The organism is Modestobacter sp. I12A-02662 (assembly GCF_041028325.1).
Classification (GTDB): domain Bacteria; phylum Actinomycetota; class Actinomycetes; order Mycobacteriales; family Geodermatophilaceae; genus Modestobacter.
In genome coordinates this window covers 1-21,333 of the sequence record NZ_JABGDE010000021.1, presented here as the reverse complement: position 1 = coordinate 21,333, position 21,333 = coordinate 1, and the positions used below count along the sequence as shown (strand labels likewise).

General features: G+C 71.8%; 19 protein-coding genes, 1 tRNA gene and 1 pseudogene. 3 read left to right on the top strand and 18 right to left on the bottom strand.

Annotated features, from left to right (window positions below; genetic code table 11):
• The 6 genes from HL189_RS22295 to HL189_RS22270 form a co-directional block, all read right to left on the bottom strand.
• On the bottom strand, positions 1-707 hold a 707-nt coding region (locus HL189_RS22295), incomplete at its 3' end, for a thiamine pyrophosphate-binding protein (RefSeq protein ID WP_369135929.1).
• A gap of 89 nt (positions 708-796) precedes the next feature.
• Positions 797-1,720 (bottom strand): class I fructose-bisphosphate aldolase, encoded by a 924-nt coding sequence (locus HL189_RS22290; protein WP_369135928.1) that lies wholly within the window; start codon positions 1,718-1,720, stop codon positions 797-799.
• Positions 1,713-2,675 (bottom strand): 5-dehydro-2-deoxygluconokinase, encoded by a 963-nt coding sequence (gene iolC, locus HL189_RS22285; protein WP_369135927.1) that lies wholly within the window; start codon positions 2,673-2,675, stop codon positions 1,713-1,715. Before iolC ends, HL189_RS22290 begins: the two co-directional genes overlap by 8 nt.
• A gap of 145 nt (positions 2,676-2,820) precedes the next feature.
• A complete protein-coding gene (locus tag HL189_RS22280) occupies positions 2,821-4,314 on the bottom strand; it encodes a sugar porter family MFS transporter (RefSeq protein ID WP_369135926.1) in 1,494 nt (497 codons plus the stop codon).
• Positions 4,315-4,536: 222 nt separating this feature from the next.
• Positions 4,537-5,319 (bottom strand): DeoR/GlpR family DNA-binding transcription regulator, encoded by a 783-nt coding sequence (locus HL189_RS22275; RefSeq protein ID WP_369135925.1) that lies wholly within the window; start codon positions 5,317-5,319, stop codon positions 4,537-4,539.
• Positions 5,316-6,323, bottom strand: a complete 1,008-nt coding sequence (locus HL189_RS22270; RefSeq protein WP_369135924.1) for a LacI family DNA-binding transcriptional regulator — start codon at positions 6,321-6,323, stop codon at positions 5,316-5,318. Before HL189_RS22270 ends, HL189_RS22275 begins: the two co-directional genes overlap by 4 nt.
• A gap of 146 nt (positions 6,324-6,469) precedes the next feature.
• Here HL189_RS22270 and HL189_RS22265 point away from each other — a divergent pair, with 146 nt between their 5' ends.
• Positions 6,470-6,904: a hypothetical protein gene (locus tag HL189_RS22265; RefSeq protein WP_369135923.1), complete on the top strand. Its 435-nt coding sequence runs from the start codon at positions 6,470-6,472 to the stop codon at positions 6,902-6,904.
• Positions 6,905-8,846: 1,942 nt separating this feature from the next.
• Here HL189_RS22265 and HL189_RS22260 read toward each other — a convergent pair.
• Complete coding sequence (locus HL189_RS22260) at positions 8,847-8,999, bottom strand: hypothetical protein (protein WP_369135922.1); 153 nt, start codon at positions 8,997-8,999, stop codon at positions 8,847-8,849.
• A gap of 255 nt (positions 9,000-9,254) precedes the next feature.
• Here HL189_RS22260 and HL189_RS22255 point away from each other — a divergent pair, with 255 nt between their 5' ends.
• Positions 9,255-9,422 (top strand): hypothetical protein, encoded by a 168-nt coding sequence (locus tag HL189_RS22255; RefSeq protein ID WP_369135921.1) that lies wholly within the window; start codon positions 9,255-9,257, stop codon positions 9,420-9,422.
• A gap of 306 nt (positions 9,423-9,728) precedes the next feature.
• Here the strand turns inward: HL189_RS22255 and HL189_RS22250 are convergent, their stop codons facing one another.
• Positions 9,729-10,457, bottom strand: a complete 729-nt coding sequence (locus HL189_RS22250; protein ID WP_369135920.1) for a haloacid dehalogenase type II — start codon at positions 10,455-10,457, stop codon at positions 9,729-9,731.
• 621 nt (positions 10,458-11,078) lie between these two features.
• Positions 11,079-12,044, bottom strand: coding sequence for a sugar phosphate isomerase/epimerase family protein (locus tag HL189_RS22245; protein WP_369135919.1), 966 nt, complete (start codon positions 12,042-12,044; stop codon positions 11,079-11,081).
• Positions 12,045-12,598: 554 nt separating this feature from the next.
• Between HL189_RS22245 and HL189_RS22240 the strand changes: the two genes are divergently transcribed.
• Complete coding sequence (locus tag HL189_RS22240) at positions 12,599-13,333, top strand: tyrosine-type recombinase/integrase (RefSeq protein WP_369135918.1); 735 nt, start codon at positions 12,599-12,601, stop codon at positions 13,331-13,333.
• Positions 13,334-13,436: 103 nt separating this feature from the next.
• Here the strand turns inward: HL189_RS22240 and HL189_RS22235 are convergent.
• From HL189_RS22235 to HL189_RS22195, 9 genes and pseudogenes are all read right to left on the bottom strand, one after another.
• Positions 13,437-13,510 (bottom strand) — tRNA-Pro (locus tag HL189_RS22235).
• Positions 13,511-13,613: 103 nt separating this feature from the next.
• The gene (gcl, locus tag HL189_RS22230; RefSeq protein ID WP_369135917.1) at positions 13,614-15,413 is read right to left on the bottom strand and encodes a glyoxylate carboligase; all 1,800 of its coding nucleotides are present in this window, start codon (positions 15,411-15,413) and stop codon (positions 13,614-13,616) included.
• A 78-nt stretch (positions 15,414-15,491) separates the two neighbouring features.
• A complete protein-coding gene (locus HL189_RS22225) occupies positions 15,492-16,376 on the bottom strand; it encodes a 2-hydroxy-3-oxopropionate reductase (RefSeq protein WP_369135916.1) in 885 nt (294 codons plus the stop codon).
• Between the two features lie 38 nt (positions 16,377-16,414).
• Positions 16,415-17,233, bottom strand: a complete 819-nt coding sequence (locus HL189_RS22220; RefSeq protein ID WP_369135915.1) for a hydroxypyruvate isomerase family protein — start codon at positions 17,231-17,233, stop codon at positions 16,415-16,417.
• A gap of 172 nt (positions 17,234-17,405) precedes the next feature.
• Positions 17,406-18,758, bottom strand: coding sequence for a ribosome biogenesis GTPase Der (der, locus tag HL189_RS22215; protein ID WP_369135914.1), 1,353 nt, complete (start codon positions 18,756-18,758; stop codon positions 17,406-17,408).
• Positions 18,755-19,441 carry a (d)CMP kinase gene (gene cmk, locus HL189_RS22210; protein ID WP_369135913.1) on the bottom strand — a complete coding sequence of 229 codons (687 nt, stop codon included), beginning with the start codon at positions 19,439-19,441 and terminating at the stop codon, positions 18,755-18,757. The genes der and cmk overlap by 4 nt, the downstream gene beginning before the upstream one ends.
• A gap of 14 nt (positions 19,442-19,455) precedes the next feature.
• A complete protein-coding gene (gene aroH / locus HL189_RS22205) occupies positions 19,456-19,818 on the bottom strand; it encodes a chorismate mutase (RefSeq protein WP_369135912.1) in 363 nt (120 codons plus the stop codon).
• A gap of 86 nt (positions 19,819-19,904) precedes the next feature.
• On the bottom strand, positions 19,905-20,822 hold the full coding sequence (locus HL189_RS22200; RefSeq protein ID WP_369135911.1) for an aldose 1-epimerase family protein: 918 nt from the start codon (positions 20,820-20,822) through the stop codon (positions 19,905-19,907).
• A 76-nt stretch (positions 20,823-20,898) separates the two neighbouring features.
• A pseudogene (locus HL189_RS22195) lies at positions 20,899-21,333 on the bottom strand (sugar ABC transporter ATP-binding protein); the annotation flags it as partial.

The following is a 21,333-nucleotide window of genomic DNA, read 5'->3' as shown; positions in this document are numbered from 1 at the left end:
ACCGCCCGGGCCAGCGCGGCCTGCTCGGGCAGCGGCCGGCCGACGTGCCAGGTGCGCTCGGCGAACAGCTCCTCCGGCCAGTCGAACGCCTCGGCCTGCACGTCCTGCGGAAAGCACAGCGTGACCGCGCCGGTCTCCGCCGGATCGGTGAGCACCCGCATCGCACCCAGCAGCGCACCGGGCAGCTGCTCGGGCCGCCATATCCGGTCGAAGTACCGCGACACCGGGCGGAAGGCGTCGTTGACGGTGACGTCGCCGCTGTCCGGCCGCTCGAGCTCCTGCAGCAGCGGGCCGGCCGAGCGGGTGGCGAAGGTGTCGGCCGGCAGCAGCAGCACCGGCAGCCGGTTGACCGTGGCCAGCGCCGCGCCGGTGACCATGTTGGTCGCCCCGGGGCCGACGCTGGTGGACACCGCCCAGATCTGCAGCCGGTCCTTCGCCCGGGCGTATCCGGCGGCGGTGTGCACCATGGCCTGCTCGTTGCGGCCCAGCACGTAGGGCAGGGCGCCGGGCTCGTCGATCTCGGCCTGCAGCAGCGCCTGACCCAGGCCGGCCACGTTGCCGTGCCCGAAGATGCCCAGACAGCCGGCGAACAGCCGCTGCCGCTGCCCATCCCGCTCGGAGTACTGCCGCGCGAGGAAGCGGACGACGGCCTGCGAGACGGTCAGCCGTACCGTCTCGGTCCGTGCCGGAGGTGGGTGCTCGCTCACGGCTGAGGGCCTCCAATCGGCTGGCGCACGGGGGTCGGGCCGGCGGCGGTGCTCACGTCGTCTCCTCGGCGGGCATGGTCGATGGTTGATCAGTGGACGAGGGCGACCGCCGTGTCGACGGCGGTCGCCACGTCGTCGCCCGGTGGGTAGAGCAGGGTGCGGCCGATCACCAGACCACGCACGGCCGGCAGTGCCAGGGCGTCGCGCCAGCTGGCGTAGGTCTCTTCTGGGTGGCCCGAGGGGTCGCCGCCGAGCAGCAGGGTGGGCAGGGTGGTGGCGTCCATGACCCGCTCCATCTCGGCGACCACCGGCAGCTTCAGCCAGGTGTACGCGGACGTGGCGCCCAGCCCCTGGGCGACGTGCACCGACTTGATCACCCCGTCCGGGGTGAGGTCGTTGACCACCCGGCCGTCGACCCGGCGGGACAGGAACGGCTCGAGCATCATCACGATCCCGGCCCGGGCCAGCTCGCTGATCGTGCGGCCGGCGGTCTCCAGCATCCGCACCGTGCCGGGGTCGTCGAGGTCGATCCTGTTCAGCATCTTGGCCGCCTCGAACCGGGCCGCGACGACGCCGGCCACGTCGTAGCCGGTCATCCGGTCGTCCAGTTCGAAGGAGGCACCAGCCAGCCCGCCGCGGTTCATCGACGCGACGACGACCTTGTCCTCCAGCGCGCCCATCAGCAGCAGGTCCTCGGCGATGTCCGCGGTGGCCAGCAGCCCGTCCACACCGGGGCGGGCCAGCGCGGTCCGCAGCCGGTCGAGCAGGTCCGTGCGACTGGCCATCGCGGTCGGCCGACCCTGCGCCGCCAGCGCACCCCGCGCGGGGTGATCGGCGGCCACGAGCATCAACCGGCCGTCCGGCGGCACGAACGACGGCCGTCGACGGCGGGCGGCCAGCGCCTGGCCGATCGCCTGCGGATCGCGGCTGCGCACCTCGGTGACCTCCGCGTACGTACTGCACACCGGTCGGCGGCCGAGGACCTCGGTCGGGGACGTCGCGCTGTCAGACACGGGTGCCCTCCAGGAACGCGGCGACGTGGGCGGCGACCTCGGCGGCGGTCGGCATGGCGGTGGAGCACTCCAGCCGAGACGCGACGATCGCCCCGGCGGCGTTGGCATTGCGCAGCAACTGCTCCAGCGGCAGGCCGGTCAGCAGGCCGTGGCACAGCGAGCCGCCGAAGGCGTCGCCCGCGCCGAGCCCGTTGACCACCTGCACCGGCGTGGGCGGCACCACCACCCGCTCCGACCGGGTCCTCGCCAGAACCCCCTTCGGCCCCTGCTTGACCACGGCCAACTCGACACCGGCCTCCAGCAGCGCGTCCGCGGCGCGGTCAGGATCGGTCTCCCCGACGGCGACCTCGCACTCCTCCCGGTTGCCCACCGCCACGGTCACGTGCGGCAGCGCCGCGCGCACCTGCGCGCTCGCCTCCTCCCGGGAGGACCAGAACATCGGCCGGTAGTCCAGGTCGAGCACGGTGTGCGCACGTCGGCCCCGGGCCGCCCATGCGGCGACGTGCGCCGAGCGGCTCGGCTCCTCGGACAGCCCGGTCACCGTCGCCCAGAACAGCCGCGCCTCGCGGACCGCGTCGAGGTCCAGGTCTTCGGCGCGAACCTGAAGGTCTGGCGCCTTGGGTCGGCGGTAGAAGTACAGCGGGAAGTCGTCGGGCGGGAAGATCTCGCAGAACGTGACCGGAGTTGGATGCTCGGGGTCGACGATGACGTAGCGGTCGTCGACGCCCAGATCCCCCAGCGCCCGCCGCACGAACCGGCCGAACGGGTCGTCACCGACTCCGCTGACCAAGCCCACGGGATGCCCGAGCCGAGCCGCGGCGACCGCCACGTTGGCCGCGCTGCCGCCGAGGAACTTGCCGAACGTCTCGACGTCCTCCAACCCCACGCCGATCTGCTGGGGATAGACGTCGACCCCGCAACGCCCCACGGCCAGGACGTCCAGAGCCTCCACCATGGTGTTCCGCCTCTCGGTGCTGCGCTGAAGGGGGGACCGCACCCGGCTGTCGTCCCGCCCGAGGGGCCCGGGAGGCCCGCCACCCCGGGAACGACCCGGGGCGGCGCGAGCGGTAGCGGTAGCGGTAGCGGTAGCGGTCGAACGCTCACCCGCCGCGAACGCCGGCCGGGGCCTCGTGCACGAAGTGCCCGGCGTCGTGCGTGCGGAAGTCGTCCTCGAGTTCCTCCAGAGTCCGACCGCGTGTCTCCGGCGCGAACTTCTTGACGAAGATGAGCGAGCCGACGTTGATCAGCGCGAAGAGCCCGAAGGTCGCGGTCGCACCGAGTGCCTCCACGAGCGGCGGGAATGCGAACGATATCGCCGCATTCACCGTCCACAGCACGAACACGGCGATGCCCATCGCGAATCCGCGGATGGTCATCGGGAAGATCTCCGAGAGCAGCAGCCAGACCAATGTCCCGATGAACGTCTGCACGAAGAACACCACGATCAGCATCGCAGCCAGAATCAGGTAACTGCGGAATCCTGATTCCGCCAGCATGAAGGACAACGCCAGGATGGCGTGCCCGGCCGCGACACCGGTGAAGCCGGTGAGGAGCAGTGCCCGCCTGTTGAAGTGGCCGATGAGGACGATCCCGAGGATCGTCCCGATGATGGCGACCACACCGACGGTGATGGTGAGGATGAGGGACGCGCTCGCCCCCAGACCGGTCGACTCCAGGATCGTTGGCGCGTAATAATTGACGGTGTTGATGCCGGTGGCTTGCTGCACCGTGGCCAGGCCACAGCCGATCCAGAGAACCCGGCGCATCCACGGGAACGCCCGCAGGTCGCGGAGCGCTGCTCCCTTGTCCTCGGACAGGTCACGCTTGGCGTGTTCGGCGATGACGTTGTACTCCTCGGCTGCCTCCGCCGGATCCCGGCTGAGGCCGAGGACGCGCCGGGTGTCGTCAAGCCGCCCACGGACCGCGTACCAGCGGGGCGAGTCCGGGAGGAAGAACATCCCGACGAAGAGCCCCACCGCCGGGATGGTGGCGATCCCGAGCATCCACCGCCACACGTTCGCGTCCTCGATGACCGCGTCCAGCAGGGCGTTCATGGCGAACGCGAGAAACTGACCGGTCACGATCATGAGCTCGTTGATCGTTACCATGCGCCCACGCCGGTCAGCCGGCGCCATCTCGGCCAGGTACAGCGGACAGGTCACCGCGGCGGCGCCCACCCCGAACCCGAGGAGGATGCGGCCGACGGTCATGACGGCCACGTTGGGCGCGATGGCGCAGATCAGCGCACCGAAGAGGAACAGGCCCGCACAGACCAGCAGGCTCCCTTTGCGGCCGAGCACGTCGGCCAGCTTTCCTCCTAGGAGCGCGCCGAATGCCGCACCCGGGAAGAGCAACGAGCTGACCACCACCGCCTCGGTCACCGAGGTCAGCGCCAGGTCGTCCCGCATGTACAGCAGCGCACCCGAGATGACGCCGGTGTCATAACCGAAGAGCAGACCGCCGAGAGTCGAGATCACGGTCAGCTTGATGAGGAACTTGTTGTGCGCCGTCGACCGCGCGGGTCCACCCGCTGCCCTCACGGAATGGCCGCTCGCATGACCGTGACTCGCCACCATCGCGCCTTCCGTCGACATTCGGCCACATGTTGGGCCCGAGCCCCATGGGCGAACGGAGCGGACGTCGTGACGCGCATCCCTCACCCAGATGGTGTCGACGACGTTAAGCGCGGGCGATGAGCGTCACAACGGGCATTCGTGTTCGACATTGCACATTCGCTGTTCGGTCCAGCACATCCGATCAAGCGGTCGGCACGAGGACCGGGACCTGGCCGAGCAGCGAGGCACACGCACGACGGCTCAGCCGTCTACGACGTGCGGGACCACTCCGACCCGTCGAAGGGCGGAGGCCAGTTCCGCAGGAGGTCGCTGATCCGTGACCAGTCTCGTCAGTCGGTCGAGCGGCGCGATACGCGCGGGCGCAGAGGTGCGGAAGACCTCCCGCGTCGCCACCAGGACCACCTCGTCAGCGATGCCCATGAGCTGCCGCTGGACACTCGCCTCAGCGGGAGACGCGGCGTACAGGCCACGGGCGTCGGCCCCACTCGGGGTGAGGAAGAACGTCCGGACCCGCAGCTGAGCGGTCGCGGCTTCCGTCGTGGGGCCGACGAACGCGTGTCGGCCGGCCAGCAGTTCGCCGCCCAGAGCGACCACCCGCTCCAGCCCGCGGGTGGAGAGGCACTGCAGCACGGGCAGAGAGTGGCTGATGACACACCCGCTGAAGCTCGCCGGGAGCGAGCGGGCCACCGCGTGCCCCGTAGCCCCGGCATCGATGGCGATCGCGTCCGTGTCGCCCACGAGGTCCACGGCATGCGCGGCCACTCGATCTCGCGCCCCAGCATCGTCGTCCTCGGGAGCGCTGGAACCCAACGGAGCGCCGGGCGTGAGGCTGGCCCCGCCGTGCACCAACCGGACGTGACCCTCGTGCTCGAGGGCGTGCAGGTCCCGACGGATGGTCATCTGCGAGACACCGAGCTGGCGGGCGAGGTCTGTGACGGACAGGAACCCCTCCGATCGCAGCGTGGCGAGCATCCAGATCCGACGCTCGGCCGCGGACTCGTAGCGCAGTCCGGCATCGGTCACGGTGCGGACTCCTGGTCCGGATCAGGCAGACTCCGGGCCGGACCAGTGCTCGACCGCACGACCAGCTCACCGGAGACCTCCAGCGGACTGCGCAGGCCCACGTCACGGCCGCGAACGAGGTCCAGCAGCATCTCGATGGCGGTGGTCCCGGCGACGGCGGCCGGGATCCGCACGGTGGTCAACCGGGGCGTCACCATCTCGGCGAGCTGGGTGTCGTCGAAGCCGACGACGCTGATGTCGCCGGGCACTGCGATCCCGCGGTCGGCGAGCCGGTTGACGACTCCCACCGCGATCTCGTCGTTGTAGGCGACGACAGCCGTCACCGATGTCGCGAGAACGAGGTCCGCAGCCCGAATGCCGTCTTGGAACCGGGCCGCAAAGGGGCCGAGCTCGGATCCCTCCACGCCAAAGCGGCTGCATGCGTCGCGGAATCCGCGTAGCCGGACGTCGTTGGGATATCCGTCCGGGCCAGCCAGGTAGGTGACGGCGCGGTGTCCGAGTGCGTGCAGGTGCTCGACCGCATGACTGGTCGCCTCGTAGAGGTTCGTGAGCACGGCCGGGATGCCGTCGAGCAGGCGGTTGAGCATGACGACCGGCGTCACGTCGGCAAGTGCCAGCAGGGCATCGTTCGGCATCCCCGGCGACACGAGCAGCAGCCCGTCCACCTGCTGGGCCAGAGCTCGTGCCGACGCTTCCTCGTCGTGCACCACCTCGTCCGAGCCGGCAACGAAGAGGGCGTATCCATCGCGGCGCGCCTGCCGGTCGACCGCCTTGGTGACCAGGGCGGAGAAGGAGTTCGAGATGTCGGGGACGACGATGCCGAGGTTGCCGGTCCGCCCTCGTGCCAGCGAGCTCGCTGCCGGATGGGGGGCGTACCGCAGTTCCTCGGCCGCCGTCATGACCCGGCGCCGAGTCTCAGAAGCAACCGCCTGGGGCTGCGTGAAGACGCGGGAAACGGTGGCCGGGGAGACCCCCGCCCGAGCAGCGACCTCCCGGATGGACATCCCGCCTCCTCATGTGTCTTGAGACACTATGAAACCGTTTTCAGAAACAGTCAAGCCCTCGCCAGTGCTCCCTCCCCGTCGGCTTTCCGCATCCCGTCACCGTCGATGACGGGCGCGGGCCCGGCCGACCGCCCCTAGGATTCGCCATGTCATCCGAGCGGTCACACGCGCATGTCCAACTCGGCCACCAGCTCTACCCGATCCTCGAGCAGTGCAGGAAACCCGAGGCGCTCTGGGCCAAGCTCGCGACCGGGAACTACGACTGGCTGGGTGTCCGGCGGAACGGGAAGTACGTCCTGGGCCGGCCGCGCTTGTCCACCGTCATGCCGGAGGAGTCGGCCACCTCACCGGACGACGCGAGGGATGCCCACCGCGTCGAGTTCCTCAGCCCCCTGCAGCGCACCCCGCGCTGGGAGGCCTACCGGAGCCCCGAGGAGGCTCGGGAGACGTTCCAGCGGATGCTGGACGGCGATCCGATCACTCCACTGCGCAGCTCCGGGGTGTGGAGAGTCCGCCTGGTGCTGGACGGCCGGTCGGTGGAGGAGCGACTCGTCGTCCGCCCACTGCCCCGGCTCGTGTGATCGGACGGGACAGCACCGTCGGCTGTTCGACGGCACAGGCCCCGCGAGGTCGACGAGCGCGAACGTCATCGAACGGGAACGGGAACAGAGTGGTCACAAGCGCCGCCCGTACGAGCACGGGAGCCAACCCATGCGGTGCAGAGTCGGCGACTGCGCAGGATCGGCAGGTGGTCTCGCGGGCCGTCGTCCCCACCGGGGAGTGGCCGCCGACGGGTGCCGCTGGGTCTTCGGCGTTTGCGGTCGGCGGCCATCTGAGACCGCACTCGGCGGGGTGGGGGGCCTCCACAGCCGAGACGCACGTCGTTCTGCTCGGTCCCGGGCCGGCGAGCATGCCGCCTCCGATGACCTTCGCCACGGCCCACCTCTACGACGAGCACGGCGACGACCTGGCGTCCGGCGACGTCCTGGTCCGCCAGTTCGGCGCACACCGCGTCTTCACCGGGCCGGTGACCACCATCCGCTGCTATGAGGACAACGCACTCCTCGAGTCGGTGGTCGAGGAGCCCGGGAACAGCCAGGCCCTGGTCGTTCCCGGGCGGCGGATCGGTGCACCGGGCGCCGATGGCGACAGCAACGCCAGGATCGCCGCGGACAAGGCGCTGGCCAGAGGTGGACGTACTACACACGTCAGGTCGCGAGGAACTGCGGCCACCCCTGCAGGCATCCCTGACCTCAGCTCACCTCTCGGCCGCTGGATCCCGAGGAGGCAGCAGCTCTCAGGGTCCATCGGCATGGCTGACGACCCTCCGGCCGCCGGACTCGGGGTCCCCGTCGGCACCAGGATCACGCCGGTCAGACCGGCGTCCGGAAGATCGAGGGGGACGGCGACGAGGCCCCGCTCCCCCCGGCCCTCCCGTGCCCATGCGAGCACGTCGGCGGGCTCGCGGCCGACCCAGGGCAGCGGTCCCCCGCCGATCGCCTCCTCGTGGCCGCCTCCCAGCACGATCGGCTGCGCGAGCCGCCCCGCGTACCGGCGGTGACGGCGCCGTGAGCCAGTGCCCGACCTTCGAGCAGTCCGACCAGTCGCTCGAACAAGCTCGCCGCAGCCAGAACGGGCCGATCGTCGGACAGGCGCTCGGGTGGGATCTCAGGGTTTCGATGAGGCAACGTGCGCCAGGGAACAACGACGCCCTGCGCGTCACCCTGGCCGTGCGGATCGTCCTCGGCGGCAACGACTCAGCGCACTACGCCGTCCTCGAGGATGCGGGGTCCACCGTCACCCGAGGTGACCCGGGTCGCGGAGCGTGTGCGGGTGTTCGTCGGAGATGAGCAGGAATGCGCGTTCCGCTCCGCACCGAGTGCCCGGGTGGCGGTCCGACGCCGTGACGGCCGGGAAGTGTCGGGTTGGACCTCTCCCCCGGGCGCGCCGCACCAGCCGTCCGGCTGGTCCGACGTCGAACTGAAGGCGCACCGCGCGGCCGATTCCTCCGTGGGTCCGGAGGCCGTCGAGTTGATGGTGGCCGTCGTCCGGTCCTGGAGCGTGGATGACGTCCCGTCGCCGGCGCCCTTCCGTGGACGGATCTCGGGCGCTCGGCCGACGGCCGTTGACCTCTCGGTCGGACTGTCTGATCGCGTCGGAGCTCCGCGGTTCGTTCGACCACGCCCACGAGGACACACCACGCCCCTCCCTGACCGGGACGGCCGCCGGCGGGACGGTTCCGCGCCGCCCAGCTCATCCACGTGGCCCTCGCCGGCCAGCCGTCGCAGTGCTGACCGGCGAATCGCCCATCGACGTTCACAGGCCCGGTGTGGAGGCCGCGCAGGCCGGGCGAGAACGGCGTGGCACCTCCCTGTGACTGCCACTGGCCGCTGTGGTGCGGCAGCGGACCCGCAGTCCGTGCCGGCCGGGTGTGGCCCTCCAGGCCAGTCAGGCCCCGGCAACGACGCCAACGCCGACGAGCATCGGATGTGGCCACGGCGGACGACCGGTGCCCAGGAGGCCTTAGAGCCAGCCGGCGCGGGCGCTGTCCAGCAGATCCGCGAGGACGGTGAGGGCCGAGCGCAGTTCCAGGTCGCTGGGGGCGCCGTAGCCGAGAACCAGACCGGATGACGGTGGCCGGCGCACGTAGTAGTCGGCCAGGTCGGCGACGACCACGCCGCGGTCTGCGGCGGCGTGCCGCAGGGCCGCGAAGTCGATGGTGGAGGCAAATGGACCACCACGTGCAGCCCGCCGTCGAGCGCGCCAAGGATGCCGTCCGGTCGGTTGCCCAGGGCCTGTGCCACGAGTCGGCGCCGGTGGCCGTAGTCGCGTTGTGCCCGCGCGGTATGGCGGGCGAGGCGGCCATCGGTCGGGAAGTGGGCCAGAGCGACTTGCAGTACGCCGGATGCCGGGGTGTCCAGGGCGGCCCGAATGGCCCGTAGTCGCTCCCCGACCGGCCCGCGGGCCACCATCCAGCCGCAGCGCAGCCACGGGGTGAGCGTCTTCGACCAGCTCCCGATGAGCACGACGTCGGCGCGCGAGGGGAGCGAGGCCATCGCCGGGAGCGGCCTGCGTCGGTGGCGGAACTCGCTGTCGTAGTCGTCCTCGAGGACCACCACGTCGTTGTCGGCGGCCCAGTGCAACAGGTCGACCCGTTCCTGCACCGGCATGCGGCCGCCCAGCGGGTACTCGCCCCCACACCGCGTCCACGGAACGGAGCCAGCATCTCCGAGGGTGCCCATCGGAGGACCGGACACACCGGATCTCCCAGGACTCGAAGAAGGTGCACGGGTCTTGACGTGCCGAGCCGCGCAGCGTCGGACGACAGAAGATCTCTCAACCGCAAGGGCACGATCAGGATCACAGGGCATCACACCTCTTGCGAACCGGGTGTCACGGTGCGAGTCAGGGGCAGCCGAGGGCGTCGGCGGCCTCGGTGAGGGAGCCGACGACGATGTCCCAGTCCTGCTCAGCGGTCAGGTCGGTGGTCTGGTCGGGCCCGTGCTCGTGCGGCCGGGCGACGAAGACGGTGCGCAGCCCGGCCGCACGCGCTGCCGCAAGGTCACCGTTGTGGGCCGCGACCATGGCGACCTGGTCGGGGCGCAGGCCCACCGCATCAGCCGACCGCAGGTAGGTCTGCGGCATCGGCTTGTAGCTGTGGCTGATCTCGGCGCCGGTGATCACGTCCCAGGGCAGTCCACCGAAGCGCGCCAACCGCAACATCCCGGCGATGGAGCCGTTGGAGATGGGGCCGATGGCGAATCGCTGCTTGAGTCGGGTGAGGCCGGCGACCGCGTCCGGCCAGGGGTCGAGCTTCTCCCACGCGGTGTTCAACTCGGTGAGCTCATCGTCGGTGATGGCACCGAAGTCCGCGTCGTGGCGGGCCAGCACGGTCTCCAGGTTCTCCCGGTTGAGCAGGTCCAGCTTCACCCAGGGCCGGTCACCGGCACGGACCCGCTGCATCGCCGGCTGGTACAGCGACCGCCATTCATCGGCGAAGGCCAGCGGATCGATGTCGATGCCGTGTTCGGTCAGGAACGGCTCGGCGGCGCGGGCCACGCCCGACCGCCAGTCCACCACCGTGCCGAAGACGTCGAAGCCCAGGAAGCCGACGTCGGTGAAGTCGTGTGTCACCGCGGATCTCCTCTCGTCGCGTCGCACTCCGTGCAGCGCCCCGCGGCCGGCGTGCCGAAGGTGCAGGCGCCCGGTCGTCAGCGCCGGCTGTGGCCCTGGAGCGAAGGCCGGCGGAGCCAGCCGTACGCGCACCGTCGGCCAAGGGATGGCCCGCGGCTGCCGCCTCCCGGATCAGCGTCGACCAGCGGTCGTTCACGGCGCGGTACGCAGCCCAGGCGGCCGCGTGCCCGGCGGACCTGCTGCCGTGCCCGGCCGTGAGATCGGCGATGCGCCGACGGGCGTCCCGTCGGGCGCGGCGACCCCGCGCAGCTCGGCCAGCACCCAGGCCTGCCGCTCCGCATCCACCCGCGCACCGTAGCCGCGGCACGGCCGAATCGGCGCTCAGCGCCATGGACCACCTGGCAGACGGCAGCGCGCTGCGCCAGATGGTCGATCTCGACACGGCCAAGAACACCACACCATCTGCGCGTGGGACTTGCGCTTCCGAGGAGGAGGTTGACCCGGCGTTGCCAGGAGTAGACCAGCCCTGACCGAACATGTGCTGCTGGACTTCCTCCCCGCAGCCTCCCGACCTGGCGAGGCTCCACGAGGATGCCGACACGGATCACCCAACTGGCTCGATCAGATGCTCGCGGGCTTCCAGTCAGGTGCCTCGACCAGGACAACCTGCTTGAGGAGGTCGGCTGCGCGGCCGACCCCCTCGACGGAGTTCACCAGCGTGTCCTCGTGCTCGATGCTGAGCGTGCCGTCGTACCCCACCGCGCGCAGGGTGTAGACGAAGTCCGCCCAGAAGGTCGCCCCAGCCGGCTGTCCGAGCCCGAGGGTGACGTAGTTCCAGGCGCGGTCGCCGGCCCGCTCGATGGGGACCGTGTCGAGCAGCCCGTCGCGGTCCGCCTGTGTTCGGTTCACACGCACGTCCTTGGCGTGGACGTGGTAGATGGCCGACCCGAGCGCGCGGATGACGGTGGGGATGTCGGCCCCCATCCACATCAGGTGCGAGGGGTCCAGGTTGGCGCCGACGACGTCATCGCCGACAGCCTCGAGGAGGCGGTACATGCTCGACACGCTGTGCACCAGCTGACCGCCGCACGCCTCGATGGCCAGCCGGACGCCCTTCTCCCGCGCGAGCGCCGCGAGCTCCTTCCAGTACGGGATCGCCACCTCGTTCCACTGGTGGTCGAGCACCTTCAAGTTCTCCGGCGGCCACGACGTGGTGATCCAGTTCGGGGTCGAGTCGCCGCGGGCGCCCGGGAGGCCGGACATCAAGACCACCGTGGGCACCCCCAAGCAGCTGGCCAGCTCGATCGTGTCCCGGACCACCTTGTCCTGCCGCGGTCCCTCGACCGGGTGCAACTGGTTGCCGTTCGCGTTCAATGCGCTCAGGACTAGGCCACGCGAGGAGATCTTCTCCGCCAGCTCGGCGCGGGCGTCCGCGGAGGAGACGAGGGTGGGCAGGTCGGCGTGAGGGGCCGCAGACCAGTTGCCGGTGGCGATCTCAACCGAGCTGAGGCCATGTTCCTTCGCCAGGTCGAGAGCGCCCTCGAGGGACAGGTGGCCGACTGAGTCCGTGATCAACCCGATCTTCATGAGTGTCCTTTCGATGGACCGACTGCTCGGCTCCGGTCGAGCCCTCGACGACGTCGATGCGGACGGTCAGCCCGGCAGGAACCTGGAGGAGCTCACGGCTGGGCACGGCATCAACAGTATGTCAGGACAAACTCCCATGTCGCCATGGTTGCGCCCGCCACCATCTGCGTCACCACCCGGATGGCTCTGGACGGCGTCCACATGGACACCTCGACCTCGGCGGCCGGCGGGCAGCCAGCCAGAGCCCTGCAATCCGGGCGGCCTACGGCCCCACCGACGAGCAGGTCCGCTGGGCCACCCTCGTCCAGCAGGCATCACGGCGCGGCGGCGCCCGCCCCGGGGTACGCGGCCGGGACCTGTTCCTGGCCGTGCTCGCCATCAGCTGGTACGCGGCGCCGCGATGGTCGACGAGTCCTCGGGACCCGCACTCAACGCCCTGTTGCGCACCGGGTGGGCAAGCCCCGAGGACAAGTCGCGCCCAGTGAGCGACCGTCCCGGCCGCGATCGCGACCGGCGGAGCGGGTGACAGGCCGTTCCGGCCCACCTGGGCCGGGATGCCTGCGCTGAAGCGGCGAATTCCGTCTGGCGGCTCGGGGGGCACCGGCTCCGCGGCGGACGACGGCGCGCACCGTGCTCCGCGTCATGCTTGTCACCGGGCCCCTCCGCCGCGAGGCGCTCGCGCTGCACTGGTCCGACGTCGACGCCGACGCGGTCTGCTGCGGGTCCGCTGGACACTCTCCCGGACCTCCCAGGGGCTGCAGCTCGACGAGCCCAAGACCGACAAGTCCCGACGGACCGTGCCCCTCCCCCGCTCGGCCGTCGCGGCGCTCGCACCGCACCGGACCGGACAGGTCGAGGAACGGCGCGCGACCGCAGAGGCCCGGGAACATCACGGCCTGGTCTTCACCACGGAGATCGGCACACCGCTCGAGCCCCGCAACGTCCTCCGGCGATTCGAGCTGCTGGCCCGGCGCGCCGGCCGCGGCGGGGTCCACCGGCACACGTTGCGGCACTCCGCGGCCAGCTTCGTGCGTGCCGCCGGCACGCAAGACCACGTGCTGCGGCGCTTCGAGGGCCTCGCGGAGCGACCCGGCCTCCGCGGCGTGACCCTGCACACCCTTCGGCACTCCGCGGCGAGCTTCCTGCTGGCGGTCGGCACGCATACCAAGGTCGTCCAGGAGCACCTGGGCCACTCGTCGTATGCCATCACCGCGGACATCTACAGCCACGTCGGTCCGGCCCAGCAGCGCGAGGCCGCAGACCGGCTCGACCAAGCGCTCCGCTGGTGACCGTTGCTGCCCCTCGGGCCGCGTTGCTGTACCCGTTGCTGTAGTCATGCAAGAGGCGGGCCGGCCCTCACGGCCGACCCGCCTTTGAACTGCCGTTTCACTGTCGGGCTGACAGGATTTGAACCTGCGACCCCTTGACCCCCAGTCAAGTGCGCTACCAAGCTGCGCTACAGCCCGAGCTCCGAGCGCCCGGAGGCGCTCAGCAGCTGCCCGGAGAGGTTACCGCACCAGGTGCGGGCTCCCCCCGGCCGGTCCTCGCGGACCGGCCGGGAGGCGCTCGTCAGTCCAGGTACTGCATGTGCTCGAGGTCGAGCGCGCTGATCGCGGTCGGCGCGTGCTCGCCGCGGCTGGCGAGCTCCTCGAACTCGACGACACCGTCGATCTCGGTGCCCATGGAGATGTTGGTGACCCGCTCGAGGATGATCTCCACGACCACGGGCACCCGGTGCTGCGCCATGAGCTTCTTCGCCTCCTCGAAGGCCGGCTGGATGTCGTCGGGCTCGCGCACCCGGATCGCCTTGCAGCCCATCCCCTCGGCCACCTTCACGTGGTCGACGCCGTACCCGCCCAGCTCGGGGGCGTTGATGTTGTCGAAGCCCAGCTGCACGGCGAAGTCCATGTCGAACGCCCGCTGCGACTGCCGGATCAGCCCCAGGTAGGAGTTGTTGACCAGCACGTGGACGTAGGGCAGCTGGAACTGCGCACCGACCGCCAGCTCCTCGATCATGAACTGGAAGTCGTAGTCACCGGACAGCGCCACGACGGTCGCCTCCGGATCGGCGACGCAGACGCCGAGCGCCGCGGGGAGTGTCCAGCCGAGCGGGCCGGCCTGACCGCAGTTGATCCAGTGCCGCGGGCGGTAGACGTGCAGCAGCTGGCCGCCGGCGATCTGGGACAGTCCGATGGTGCTGACGTACCGGGTGTCCCGGCCGAAGGACCGGTTCATCTCCTCGTAGACGCGCTGCGGCTTGATCGGCACGTTCTCGAAGTGCGTCCGGCGGAGCATGTCGTGCTTGCGCTGCTGGCAGTCCCGAACCCAGCTGCCGCGGTCGGGCAGCTGCCCGGCCGCCTTGCGCTCCCGCGCCACCTCGACGAACAGCTCCAGCGCGGCCTTGGCGTCGGACACGATGCCGAACTCCGGCGGGAACACCCGGCCGATCTGCGTGGGCTCGATGTCCACGTGGACGAACGTGCGGCCCTTCCGGTACACGTCCAGCCCGCCGGTGTGGCGGTTGGCCCACCGGTTGCCGATGCCCAGCACGAAGTCGGACTCGAGCAGGGTGGCGTTGCCGTACCGGTGCGCGGTCTGCAGCCCGACCATGCCGGCCATCAGCGGGTGGTCGTCGGGGATCGCGCCCCAGCCCATCAGCGTGGGGATCACCGGGACGTCGACCAGCTCGGCGAGCTCGACGAGCAGGTCCGCGGCGTCGGCGTTGATGATGCCGCCACCGGCGACCAGCAGCGGCCGCTCCGCCGCCGCGAGCATGTCCAGGGCTTTCTCGACCTGCGCCCGTGTGGCCCGCGGCTTGTACACCGGCAGCGGCTCGTAGGTCTCGATGTCGAAGTCGATCTCGGCCATCTGGACGTCGAACGGCAGGTCGATGAGGACGGGACCGGGCCGCCCGGAGCGCATGAGGTGGAAGGCCTGCTGGAAGGCGCCGGGCACCTGGGCCGGCTCGAGCACGGTCATCGCCATCTTGGTGACCGGTCCGGCGATGGCCGCGATGTCGACGGCCTGGAAGTCCTCCTTGTGCAGCCGGGCGACCGGCGCCTGCCCGGTGATGCACAGGATCGGGATCGAGTCGGCCATCGCGGAGTACAGCCCGGTGATCATGTCGGTCCCGGCCGGTCCCGAGGTGCCGACGCAGACCCCGATGTTGCCGGCCTTCGTCCGCGTGTAGCCCTCGGCCATGTGCGACGCACCTTCGACGTGCCGGGCGAGCACGTGCTTGATGGTGTCCCGCTTGCGCAGCGCGCCGTAGAAGGGGTTGATGGCGGCTCCCGGGAGCCCGAACACGTTCGTCACCCCCTCGCGCTCCAGGATCTGGACGGCGGCTTCGATGGCCCGGATGCGTGGCATGGGGTCTCTCCTCGGTGGGATCGTCCGGTGGGGCGGTGCTCTGGAGCGGGAGGGGCGGAAGGGGGAGCAGGGGGCGGGTCAGCGGGTGCGGCGACCCGAGAGCTGCTCGACCAGGAGCAGCAGGGCGGAGTGGTCGAGGGAGCCGTGACCGTCGGCGCGCAGCGCGCCCATGAGCTGCGCCACCTGGGCGCCGAGCGGGATCGCCACCCCTGCCTCACGCGCGGCGCTGGTCACGATGCCGAGGTCCTTGTGGTGCAGGTCGACCCGGAAGCCGGGCGTGAACTCGCGAGCGATCATGTTCGCGGCCTTGCGGTCCAGGATCCGGTTGCCCGCCAGTCCCCCGGCGAGCACCTTCACCGCCGCCTCGGTGTCGACGCCGTGCGCCTCGAGGAAGACCAGGGCCTCGGCGACGAGCTCGATGGTGCCGGCCACGATCAGCTGGTTCGCGGCCTTGACGGTCTGCCCGGAGCCGGCCGGGCCGACGTGCACCACGGTGGAGCCGACGGCCTCGAGCACCGGTCGCGCCGCTTCGACGTCCTCCCGCTCCCCGCCGACCATGATCGACAGGTTGCCCTCGACCGCGCCGGCCTCGCCGCCGGAGACCGGGGCGTCGACGGCCCGGAACCCGCGGGCCCGGGCGGCCTCGGCCAGCCGGACGGAGACGTCGGGGCGGATCGTGCTGGCGTCGACGAGCAGCGCCCCCGGCCGAGCGGAGTCCAGGACGCCACCCTCGCCGAGCACGACGGCCTCCACGTCCGCGGAGTCCGGCAGCATCGTGAGGACGACGTCGGCCTCCCGGACTGCCTCGGCGACGTCGCCGGCCCCCCGGGCACCCTGCTCGACGAGCTGCTCGACCTTCTCCGGGCTGCGGTTGTAGACGACGACGTCGAAACCGGCCTTGATCAGGTTGGCGGCCATCGGCGCGCCCATGATCCCCAGTCCGATGACGGCAACGGTGGTCATGTCAGCTCCTCGTGGTTCGTGGGTGGCGGGAACGGGACTCAGCCGGCCGAGCGGCTGTCGCGGGGCAACCACTCCAAGCCCTCGAGCGTGTCGCCGCGGGGCTTGTACTCCAGCGCGACCCAGCCGTCGTAGCCGGCGGCGGCGAGCGCGTCGAGGTGCCGGTCCAGGTCGAGCTCACCGGTGCCGGGCTCGTTGCGGCCCGGTGCGTCGGCGATCTGCACGTGGGCGATCCGCCCGGCCTGGCCGGCGATCACCGCGTCCAGGTCGTCGCCGTTGACCGCGAGGTGGTACAGGTCGCAGAGGAAGCCCAGGTTGTCCACCCCGGTCTCCCGCTGCACCCGGTCGATGACGCCCACGGCGTCGGCGGCGGTCAGCAGCGGGTAGCGGGGCGCGCCGCTGACCGCCTCGACCAGCACGGTGCCGCCGATCCGCGCCGCGGCCCGGCCGGCCAGGGCCAGGTTCTCCACGGCGAGCTCGTCCTGCGCCTCGGCCGGGACGTCGTCGACCCGGTTGCCGTACAGCGCGTTGAAGGCGCGGCAGCCCAGCCGCTCGCCGATGCCCACGGCGACGTCGATGTTGTCGCGGAACTCCGCCGAGCGGGCCGGCCAGGACACGAGCCCCCGGTCGCCGCCGGGCATGTCACCGGCGAAGAAGTTGAGCCCGATCAGCGAGACCCCGGCGTCCTCCACGGCGCCGACGAACTCGTCGACCTCGCCGTCCGCGGGCACCGCCGAGCCGAAGGGCCACCAGAACTCCACGGCCGTGAAGCCGGCGTCCCTCGCCGCCGCGGGGCGCGCCAGCAGGGGCAGCTCGGGGAACAGGATCGACAGGTTGACCGCGTAGCGCCGGGAGGACATCTCACTCCATTAGTTCCGTATGGCGGAAGAGCTTTTCTGACAGGTGAAAAGTATCCGGTCGACGTGACGCTCGTCAACCTCACGCAGGCCGCCACGGAACGCCGCAGGGGTCGTTCCCGGTCCCCCGGGAACGACCCCTGCTCGTACGACTGCCGGCTCGACGGCGGCGACCTCACCCCTTGCGGTCGCGCGCCTTCGAGTCGCGCACCTTGACCGAGATGTCGATCGGCGTGCCGTGGAAGCCGAACCGCTCGCGCAGCTTCCGCTCCAGGAACCGGCGGTACCCGGCCTCCAGGAACCCGGTGGAGAAGACCACGAAGCGCGGGGGCCGGATGTCGGCCTGCGTCACGTACTTGATCTTGGGGGCGCGCCCGCCGCGGGCCGGCGGTGGCGTGGCCATGACCAGCTCGCGGATGAACGTGTTCAGCTCCGCGGTCGGCACCCGGGTCTCCCACGAGGCGAGCGCGGCCCGCAGGTGGTCGGCCAGCTTGTTCACCCCGCGGCCGCTCAGCGCCGAGATGTTGACCCGGCTGGCCCACGTGACCCGGGCCAGGTCCCGCTCGATCTCCTTCTCCAGCTGCGCGTGCCGGTCCTCGTCGAGGGTGTCCCACTTGTTGATCGCCAGCACCAGCGCGCGGCCGGCCTCGATCACCTGGGTGATGACCCGCTGGTCCTGCTCGCTGATCACCTCGTCGGCGGCCAGCAGGACGACGGCGACCTCGGCGGCCTCGATGGCCGCCTCGGTGCGCAGGCTCGCGTAGTACTCCGTCCCGCTCGCGGTGTTCACCCGCCGGCGCAGGCCGGCCGTGTCGACGAAGCGCCACTCCTCCCCGCCCAGGGTGACGATCGAGTCGACCGGGTCGACCGTGGTGCCGGCGACCGAGTCGACGACCGAACGCTCCTCCTTCGCGAGCCGGTTGATCAGGCTGGACTTGCCCACGTTGGGCCGGCCGACCAGGGCGACCCGGCGCGGGCCACCCACCTCCTCCTGCTCGCGCGGCGCCTCGGGCAGCGCGTCCAGGACGATGTCGAGCAGGTCCCCGCTCGCCCGGCCGTGCAGCGCGCTGACCGCGTACGGCTCGCCGAGGCCCAGCGACCACAGCTCCGCGGCGCCGGCCTCGCTGCGCTCGTCGTCGACCTTGTTCGCGACCAGGATCACCGGCCGGTCGCTGCGCCGCAGCACGCGGGCGGCGGCCAGGTCGGTCTCCGTGGCGCCGACCGTGGCGTCGACCACCAGCACGATGACGTCGGCGGTCTTCATCGCGTACTCGGCCTGGCGGGCGATCGCGGCGGCCATGCCGGTGGCCTTGGGCTCCCAGCCGCCGGTGTCGACGACCGTGAACGACCGCCCGTTCCACAGCGCCTGGTAGGCGATCCGGTCCCGGGTCACGCCTGGGACGTCCTGCACGACCGCCGCGCGGCGGCCGAGGAAGCGGTTGACCAGCGTCGACTTGCCGACGTTCGGCCGGCCGACGATCGCGACGACCGGCAGCGGGCCGGTCGGGTCGGTGTCGGTGGTGCTCATGCGGGGTCCCTCACTGCTGTGCCGGCCAGGTCGAGCACCCGCTCGACCACGGCCGCGCGGTCCAGCCCGGTGCTGTCGACGACGATCGCGTCGGCGGCCGGGCGCAGCGGGCTGTCGGCCCGGCTGCTGTCGTACGCGTCGCGGCGACGCAGGTCGGCCGCGATGTGGGCGATCCGCGCGGGGTCGGTGACACCCAGCTGGCCGGCCCGCCGCTCCGCGCGCACCTCCGGTGCCGCGGTCAGGTAGATCTTCAGGGTCGCGTCCGGCAGGACGACGGTGCCGATGTCCCGCCCCTCGACGACGACCGCCTCGGCGGCGGCCACCAGCGCCCGCTGCCGCTCCACGAGCAGCCGGCGCACCGCCGGGACGGCGGAGACCGGCGAGACCGCGCGGGTCACCTCGGTGCCGCGGATCCGGACGGCGACGTCCTCGCCGTCGACCAGGACCACCTCCGTCTCCGCCGACGTGCCGACCTCGATGTCGGCCTCGGCGACCGCGCGGGCGATGCCCTCGGGGTCGTCGAGGTCCACGCCGGCGTCGAGCACGGCGACGGTGGCCGCCCGGTACATGGCACCGGTGTCCAGGTAGGCCGCGCCCAGCCGGGTGGCGACGTCCCGGGCGACGCTGGACTTGCCCGTCCCCGACGGCCCGTCCAGCGTCACCTGCCCGCGGAACCCGTTCACTGCGCCGTCCTGGGTCACTGGGCGATGTCCCGCCGCAGGGCGACCGCGCCGCGCAGGTACACGTGCTGGATCTCCGCCCGCTCCCGAGGCGTCTCCACGTGCGCCATCAGCCGCAGCACCCGGGGCAGGGCGTGCGGGACGGCGATCTCCGTCGCGCACATCAGCGGGACGTCGCCCAGGCCCAGCTCCCGGGCGGCCAGCGCGGGGAACTCCGACACCAGGTCCGGGGTGGCGGTGAACAGGATGCTGATCAGGTCCGGCGGGGCGAGCTCGTTGCGTGCCAGCACGGCGGAGACGAGCTCCCGGGTGGCCGCCAGGACCTCGTCGCGGTCGTCGGCGGCGACCTGGGTCGCCCCCCGGATGGCACGGACGGCCACGGTCACACTCCTCGCTCGGTGCGGGGCACGGAACGCCGTGCCCCTCGGTCGAGTCTAGGGAGCCTCCGCCACCTCGCCCGCGGCGCTCAGCCGAGCGGGGTGATCCCCCAGCTCGCCGTCGTCGACTCCCCCGGCTCGAGCCGCCGGACGCCCTCCCCGGTCTGCAGCGCGTTCGGAGGGCAGGTCATCGGTTCCACGGCCAGCCCCCGCCGCCGCCGGGGGCCGGGGAGCACGTCGCCGGTGAACAGCTGCAGGTGGGGGTAGCCCGCGTCCTGCCACACCGCGGCGCCCCGGCCGTCGGGAGCGGTCAGCCGCACCCAGGCGAGCCCGTCGTCGTCCCGCTCCAGGTCGGTGAACGCGTGGTCGATCACCAGGTCGCCGACCACCCGGCCGGCCCGCAGGTCGTAGGGCGTCCCCTGCACCGGCACCGCTCCGACGGGGATGCCCCGCTCGTCGGTCTCCAGCCGGGTGCCGCCGGGCGCCACGAGGGAGCAGTCGTCGACGAGCAGGTCCGCTCCCGCGGCGAGGTAGGGGTGGTGCCCCTCGCCGTAGGGCAGCGGGACGTCGCCCTCGTTGGTGGCCGTGGTGCTCACCCGCAGCCCCGCGGCCGAGAGCTCGTAGCCGACCTGCAGCCGCAGTGCGAACGGGTAGCCCGGCTGCGGGTACAGCAGGCACTCGAGCGCGACGGCGTCGCCGGAGCGCGCGACCACCGACCAGGGCACGAACCGCACCAGCCCGTGGATCGCGTTGGCCGCCGCGGGCTCGCTGAGCGGCAGCTGGTGCTCCTCGCCGTCCCAGCTGTACCGGCCGTCGCGGATGCGGTTGGGCCACGGGGCCAGCAGCTGGCCGCGGCCGGCGTCGGGCAGGTCCCGCTCGCCGTAGCCGTCGAGCAGCTCCCGCCCGCCGGCGCGGTAGCTGCGCAGGCCACCGCCGACCTCGACGACGGTCACCTCCGCGCCGGCGGCGGACAGCGGGAACTGCTCCCCGGTGGGCCGGACGCTCATCCGAGGCGCTCCCCGTCGCCGGTGTCGAACAGGTGGACGTGCCCGCGGCGCGGGGCCACGCGCAGCACCTCGCCCTTCATCGGCGGCCGGCGGCCGTCGACCCGGGCGACGACCTGGTGCTCGTCCTCGCCCAGCCGTACACGTAGGCATCCGCGCCGAGCTCCTCGACGACGTCCACCTCGACCGGCACGCCTGCGTCCACCACCTCGAGGTCCTCCGGGCGGACGCCGAGCACCACCCGACCCGCCACGGCCCGGCCCAGCACGGCCCGCTCGACCGGCTGCACGTCGCTGCCGAACAGCACGCCGCCGTCGACCACGGGCAGCTCGAACAGGTTCATCGCCGGGGAGCCGATGAAGCCGGCGACGAACACGTTGCGCGGCCGGTCGTAGAGCTCGCGGGGGGTGCCGACCTGCATGAGCAGCCCGTCCTTGAGCACCGCGACCCGGTCGCCCATGGTCATCGCCTCGACCTGGTCGTGGGTGACGTAGACCGTGGTGATCCCCAGCCG